The organism is Humibacter ginsengiterrae (assembly GCF_054780115.1).
In genome coordinates this window covers 502,049-508,365 of record NZ_BAAGWY010000002.1, presented here as the reverse complement: position 1 = coordinate 508,365, position 6,317 = coordinate 502,049, and the positions used below count along the sequence as shown (strand labels likewise).

The following is a 6,317-nucleotide window of genomic DNA, read 5'->3' as shown; positions in this document are numbered from 1 at the left end:
ACATTCAAAAATATCTAATCCAAAGGAATCCCAACACCAACACCAACCAAAAAGGCCGATGCCAGTGACGAGGTTAATTGGCATATGACATTGTGCACGCTGTTGAGTTCTCAAGGATCGGACACTCTCGGTTTCAGGTCTCGCGACCCTCTCCCCGAGGCAACTTTCCCACCTTACCACCTTCGACGCGATTGTCAACTTGACGAACCGCTCGTGCCAGGCGCATGAACACGCCAAAACACCGGCGAACTGGTTTGACAACCAACTCTTCAAGGTGGGCTTTTCATCCTACAAGCCAGTGGTTCTCTCCTGCAACAGGAGTAGCTCTTCGGCTGAGGACGGTCCCTCTTGAGGCGGGTTGCTCTGGGAGCGTTCCGCGCCTTGGGGCGACAGGTGATTATTGTACGTGCCGCCCGCGGGGAGACGCAAATCGCAGTGCGTACCGGGCGTGTCGCCGGGCATCCGCACGTGCGGGATCACTCGACGAAGACGCCGGCAAGCGTCTTCTTGCCCCTGCGGAGCACGGCGACGCCGCTCGGGAGTACGTTGCTCGCGACGGTCGCCGCCGCATCGTCCACCTTGGTGTTGTTCACGTAGACGCCGCCCTGCGCTATCGCTCTGCGGGCCTCGGACAGACTCGACGTGAGCCCAGTGTCGACCAGCAACTGGGCGATCGGTGCATGCGGAGAGGTCGTCGTGTTGGGAAGCTCGCGGAGCGCTGCCTCGAGAGTGGTGGCATCCGCCGCTTCGAGGTCGCCGTTGCCGAACAGTGCTTCTGCCGCGGAGATGACGGCCTCAGTGGCTACGGCACCGTGCACAAGAGTCGTTACCTCTCTGGCCAGCGTGCGCTGCGCCTCTCGCTTGTACGGCTCGTCGGCGACGGCCTGTTCCAGTCGCTCGATCTCGTGTCGCGGCAGGAATGTGAAGACCTTGAGCCGGTCGATGGCGTCGGCGTCGAGCGTGTTGAGCCAGAACTGGTAGAACGCGTACGGACTGGTCATGGCCGGATCGAGCCAGACCGCGTTCCCTTCGCTCTTGCCGAACTTGGTCCCGTCGCTGTTGGTCACCAGCGGGGTGCCGATCGCATGCACGCCGACACCCTCGACGCGATGGATCAGGTCGGTGCCACTGGTGAGATTGCCCCACTGATCGCTTCCGCCGGTCTGGAGCACGCAGCCGTACTGGCGGTAGAGCTCCAGGTAGTCATAGCCCTGCAGGATCTGATAGCTGAACTCGGTGTAGCTGATGCCGGCGTCGGAGTTGAGGCGCGCGGCGACGGCATCCTTCTTGAGCATGGTGCCGACCCGGTAGTGCTTTCCGATATCGCGGAGGAAGTCGATTGCCGACAACGGCGCCGTCCAGTCCAGGTTGTTCACGAGACGCACCGCGGTCTCCCCCTCGTCACTGAGGAAGCGCGACACCTGGGCCTGAAGTTTTCCGACCCATTGGGAGACCGTCTCCTTTGTGTTGAGTGTGCGTTCCGCGGAAGGACGCGGATCCCCGATGAGACCCGTCGACCCGCCGACCAGCCCCAGTGGCTTGTGGCCGGCCAGCTGAAGCCTGCGCATGACGATGAGTTGCACGAGATTGCCGAGATGCAGGCTCGCGGCCGTTGGGTCGAAGCCGCAGTAATAGGTGATGGGCCCCGTGGTCAGCGCCTCGCGCAGCGCCACGGGATCGGTCGAGACGTGGACGTGTCCGCGCCAGACGAGCTCGTCCCAGATATCGTCGAAACTCGGGTCGTTGCTCTGGGTGGAGAGGACGTCGGCTGGCACGCCACAACAGTAGCAACGCCTGACGGCTTACACTGTCGGAGGTGAATGCTTGAGGCTTAAGTCAATATTGGTTAAGCTTGCAGCCTTATCTTGTATCAGGAGGCACCGTGTTCGTCATCACAGCGGATCAGGTGAACAGCCGCACTGAACCGGATGTCGTGGACGAGACACAGCGTCGGCTCGAGGAGATGTTCGGAGACAAACTCCCGCTGGGAGTCGACCGGAATGCCGGCGACGAGGTGCAAACGCTGACCGCGGATGCGGGCACGGCACTCGGCATCGCGCTCGACCTGACACGCACGGGCGAATGGAGCGTAGGCATCGGATGCGGCCAGGTGCGGGAGCCGTTGCCGGCCGAAGCACGAGCGGCGACCGGACCGGCGTTCTACGCCGCGCGTGAAGCCGTCGACACGGCGAAGAAGCGCGCGACGCGGTTCGCGCTGCGATCGGGGGGCGCGACAGAGGAAGAGCGGGCATCCGATATCGAGGCCCTGGTCGATCTGCTCCTGGCTGTGCGTGTCAGACGGAGCGACGCAGGGTGGGAACTCTACGACCTGATGCGACAGGGGCTCACTCAACGAGACGCGGCGACACGGCTGAGCGTCAGCGAGCCGGCCGTGAGCTCGCGGGCGCGGGCTGCAGGCATCCATCCCGAAGCGGCCGCGGTGCCCGCGCTCACTAGGCTGATGCAGGACCTCGACCGGCGCTCCGCCGAAGGAGAGTGAGATGCCCTTTCCCCTGATATACCCGGTTCTGACCACCGTCTACTGGGCATTCGTGATCGTGGTTGTCGGGCTCGGCGTCGCCGCAGCGGCCGTGACGCTGAAAACCCCGCGGCGGTGGCTCGTGATCGCCGCTGCGGCAGCGATCGTTGTCGGCATGATCGCCGTCGTGCTGCCCCACGGGAAGCCGCTTCCGGCGTACAGCGTGGTGCTGGGCCTCGCGGTTCTGTCGCTCAGCGTGCTCGGCGGCGGTCCGGCCACGCTCTTCGTGCTCGCGGTCGCTTCGAGAGGCAGCATGCGCGAGGGAAGCCACGGCGGCATCGTCGTGGAACGCACGGTGCCCGATGGCGAGGTCGTGCGCGGCGAAGTGCTGCGTGGCGGCACAGTGATCGGAGTGTTCGAGCGGATCGCGACGACGGCGAGCATCATGGCCGGCTTTCCGGAGGCGATCGCCGCGGTGATCGCCATCAAGAGCGTCGGGCGGTTCACGGAGCTGGACGTCGCGGAGGTGCGGGAGCGGTTCATCATCGGCACGCTCGTGAGCCTCGTGTGGGCAGCGGCATGCGGCGCGTTGTTCCGGTTCGCGATCGGGGTCTGAGAAGCGCATCTCGGAGGGGCTTGCGGCTCGGTTGGGGTGGCGCCGCCTCCGTCGGAAGCTCACCCCGCAGGGTGGCCGGACGACTTAGCGCGAACGTGGCGTTTGTAGGGCGATACCGACGGGTCACCCGGAATCCAGAAGCGCCAGGGATACAGCGCCTCGTCGCCGCCCGGTCCGCTGATGCCCGTGCGAGGCCCGGTAGCGAACGGCGTAACCGGAGTGTCGGGGATCTCGATGGCGAATGGTGGTTCGAAGGCGTCGGAGCCGTTCTCATCCAGCCGGATGCCTGCAGCCACCGTGAGCCGCGCCGGTCCACGCGCCAGGTCGCGATGCGGCGCCTTCGAACCGCGACGTCGCCAGGCCAGCTCCTCGCCGACGATCACCTCGGCACCGCGCAGCAGCACCGCCGAAGCCCGGCCCTCCGGCGAGCACACCAGGTTGGCGCAGGTGTGCATGCCGTAGGTGAAGTACGCGTACACGTGCCCGGGCGGGCCGAACATGACGGCGTTCCGCGGTGTCTTTCCGCGGAACGCGTGCGAGCCGGGGTCCGTTCCGTCGCCCAGGTACGCCTCTACCTCGGTCAGCCGCAACGTCACCGGGCCGTCGTCGGTGATGTGCGTGAGATGGGCACCGAGGAGCTCCGGTGCCACGTCAAGAGAACTGCGTTCGAAGAACGACCTGTCGGGAACGTGCATGCCTGAGCGCTAGAAGAGCCGGCCGCCGATGACCAGCGTGGCGACGATCGCCAGGATCACGACCGCCGCGGCGACCACCGCGATCGCCGTCGTCAGCCGCTGCCTCCGTCTGGCCATCAGACTCCACCGCCGAACAGCGATTCGGAGAGGATGCGCACCCGCTCGGTGAGGTGGGCGCGCTGCTCGGCGACGCGGACGGCCGCGGTTCCGCCGACGCCGTCACGGGAGGCGACGGAACCTTCGACGGCCAGCACCTCGCGCACCTCGGGCGTCAGGTGCGGCGAGATCGCAACCAGTGCGGTGTCATCCACCTCATCGAGTTCGAGTCCGCGCGATTCGGCATGGGCGACCAGCCTGCCGGTGATCTCGTGGGCGTCCCGGAACGGCACGTGCTGCTTGACGAGCCACTCGGCCACGTCGGTGGCCAGGGAGTAACCCTGAGGGGCGAGCTCGCGCATCCGTTCCGTGCGGAAGCGGAGCGTGGCGACCATGCCGGTGAAGGCGGGAAGCAGCACCTCGAGTGTGTCGACCGAGTCGAACACGGGTTCCTTGTCTTCCTGCAGGTCGCGGTTGTACGCGAGAGGAAGGCCTTTGAGCGTTGCGAGCAGACCGCTGAGGTTGCCGATCAGCCGGCCCGCCTTGCCGCGGGCGAGTTCCGCGATGTCGGGGTTCTTCTTCTGCGGCATGATCGACGACCCCGTCGAGTACGAGTCGCTGAGCGTGACGAAGCCGAACTCCCTCGTGTTCCAGAGGATGATCTCCTCGGCGAAACGTGAGACGTCCACTCCCAGCTGAGCCGTGATGTAGGCGAACTCGGCCACAAGATCCCTCGAGGCGGTTCCGTCGATCGAGTTCTCGACGACCGTGGAGAACCCTAGCTCTGAGGCGACCAGCGCGGCGTCGAGGCCGAGCGTGTTGCCGGCGAGGGCACCTGAGCCGTAGGGCGAGGCATCCGAGCGGATGCGCCAGTCGCGGATGCGCTCGAGGTCGCGCACGAGGGGCCAGCAGTGCGCCAGCAGATGGTGGGCGAGCAGCACCGGCTGAGCGTGCTGGAGATGGGTGCGGCCCGGCATGACCGCATCGGGGTTCGCCTCGGCCTGCGATGCCAGGGCGTCGATCAAGTCGAGCACCAGCCGCGCGAGCTTCTCGGAGTGGTCGCGCAGGAAGAGCCGCGCGAGCGTCGCGATCTGGTCGTTGCGGCTGCGGCCCGCACGGAGCTTGCCACCAAGTTCGGTGCCGGCCCGTTCGACGAGACCTCGCTCCAGGGCGGAGTGCACGTCTTCATCGGATGCCTGAGGGCCGAAAGCTCCGGAAGCCACGTCCTCGAGCAGCACGTCGAGGGCATCCGTCATCGCCGTCAACTCGTCGGCAGTCAGGTACCCGGCGGCGGCCAGCGCTTTCGCGTGCGCCTTCGACCCGGCGATGTCGTACTCGGCCAGACGCCAGTCGAACTGCGTGGACCGGCTGAGCTCGGTCAGTTCCGGTGAGGGGCCGCCGGCGAACCGCCCACCCCAGAGCGCGCCGGCCTCCCCCGCCCTGTTGCCGTTCGGCTCGTCAGGCATGTCTTGCACCTCTCGCATCGCTGGCCGTAGCCTTCATGCCGCGTTCTTCTCCAGCAGCCAGACCAGGAGCGCCTTCTGCGCGTGCAAGCGGTTCTCCGCCTCCTGCCAGATAGCGCTCTGCGGTCCGTCGATGACCTCTGGATCCACCTCGTAGCCGCGGTCGGCCGGCAGACAGTGCAGGAAGATCGCGTTCGGCTTCGCCAGAGCCATCAGCTCTGGCGTAACCTTGTAGCTTCCCATCGCAGCGATGCGGTGCGCCTTCTCTTCTTCTTTGCCCATCGAGACCCAGGTGTCCGTGACGATGACATCGGCTCCGGCAGCTGCCTCGAACGGATCCGTGTAGAGGGTCACGGAGCCGCCGGTGGCGGAGGCGAGGGCATCCGCGTCGGAGACCACCTCGTCGTGCGGCGCGAACTCGTCGGGAGACGCCACGCGGATGTTCATGCCCGCGATCGCCCCGGCGAGCAGGTAGGACTGCGCCATGTTGCTCGCCCCGTCGCCGAGGAACGCGACCGTGAGCCCGGAGAGTGAGCCGAAGGCATCCCTGATCGTGAGCAGGTCGGCGAGCAACTGACACGGGTGGAAGTCGTCGGAGAGGGCGTTGATCACAGGAACTGTCGTGCCCGCCGCCATCTCTTCGAGACCGGATTGCGCGTAGGTGCGCCAGACGATCGCCGACACCATGCGCTCGAGCACGCGAGCCGTATCGGACGGCGTCTCTTTGCCGCCCAGCTGGCTGTTCGCGGTGCTGATGATGAGCGGAGTTCCGCCGAGATCGGCGATGCCGACGGCGAACGAGACCCGGGTGCGAGTGGACGATTTGTCGAAGATCACCGCAACGGTCTGCGGACCCGCTAGCGGCTTGCGCCCCCAGCGGTCGTCTCGGATGCGCACGGCGAGGTCGAGGATCTCGGACTGCTCCCCGGCGGTCAGATCGTCGTCGCGCAGAAAATGGCGGGTCACGG

The 6,317-nt window shown here is 66.2% G+C and carries 6 protein-coding genes; 2 read left to right on the top strand and 4 right to left on the bottom strand.

Features of this window, described 5'->3' with window-relative positions:
- Positions 1–476: 476 nt before the first annotated feature.
- Entirely contained in the window at positions 477–1,775 is a 1,299-nt protein-coding gene (gene tyrS / locus ACYVII_RS04900) for a tyrosine--tRNA ligase (RefSeq protein ID WP_460531825.1), read from the bottom strand.
- A 107-nt stretch (positions 1,776–1,882) separates the two neighbouring features.
- Here tyrS and ACYVII_RS04895 point away from each other — a divergent pair, with 107 nt between their 5' ends.
- Together ACYVII_RS04895 and ACYVII_RS04890 are read left to right on the top strand one after the other, a co-directional pair.
- Entirely contained in the window at positions 1,883–2,500 is a 618-nt protein-coding gene (locus ACYVII_RS04895) for a DNA-binding protein (protein ID WP_460531822.1), read from the top strand.
- 1 nt (position 2,501) lies between these two features.
- Complete coding sequence (locus ACYVII_RS04890) at positions 2,502–3,095, top strand: hypothetical protein (protein ID WP_460531819.1); 594 nt, start codon at positions 2,502–2,504, stop codon at positions 3,093–3,095.
- A gap of 59 nt (positions 3,096–3,154) precedes the next feature.
- On the opposite strand, the gene ACYVII_RS04885 is transcribed toward ACYVII_RS04890, so the two are convergent.
- From ACYVII_RS04885 to argF, 3 genes are all read right to left on the bottom strand, one after another.
- On the bottom strand, positions 3,155–3,790 hold the full coding sequence (locus tag ACYVII_RS04885; protein ID WP_460531815.1) for a DNA-3-methyladenine glycosylase: 636 nt from the start codon (positions 3,788–3,790) through the stop codon (positions 3,155–3,157).
- Positions 3,791–3,906: 116 nt separating this feature from the next.
- Positions 3,907–5,352, bottom strand: a complete 1,446-nt coding sequence (gene argH / locus ACYVII_RS04880) for an argininosuccinate lyase (protein WP_460531812.1) — start codon at positions 5,350–5,352, stop codon at positions 3,907–3,909.
- A gap of 33 nt (positions 5,353–5,385) precedes the next feature.
- A complete protein-coding gene (gene argF / locus ACYVII_RS04875) occupies positions 5,386–6,315 on the bottom strand; it encodes an ornithine carbamoyltransferase (RefSeq protein WP_460531809.1) in 930 nt (309 codons plus the stop codon).
- Positions 6,316–6,317: the final 2 nt, after the last annotated feature.

Excerpts from the sequence above, each read along its gene's own strand:
- ACYVII_RS04885 (WP_460531815.1), bottom strand. The coding sequence starts at position 3,790 with ATGCACGTTCCCGACAGGTCGTTCTTCGAACGCAGTTCTCTTGACGTG.
- ACYVII_RS04890 (WP_460531819.1), top strand. The coding sequence starts at position 2,502 with ATGCCCTTTCCCCTGATATACCCGGTTCTGACCACCGTCTACTGGGCA.
- argH (WP_460531812.1), bottom strand. The coding sequence starts at position 5,352 with ATGCCTGACGAGCCGAACGGCAACAGGGCGGGGGAGGCCGGCGCGCTC.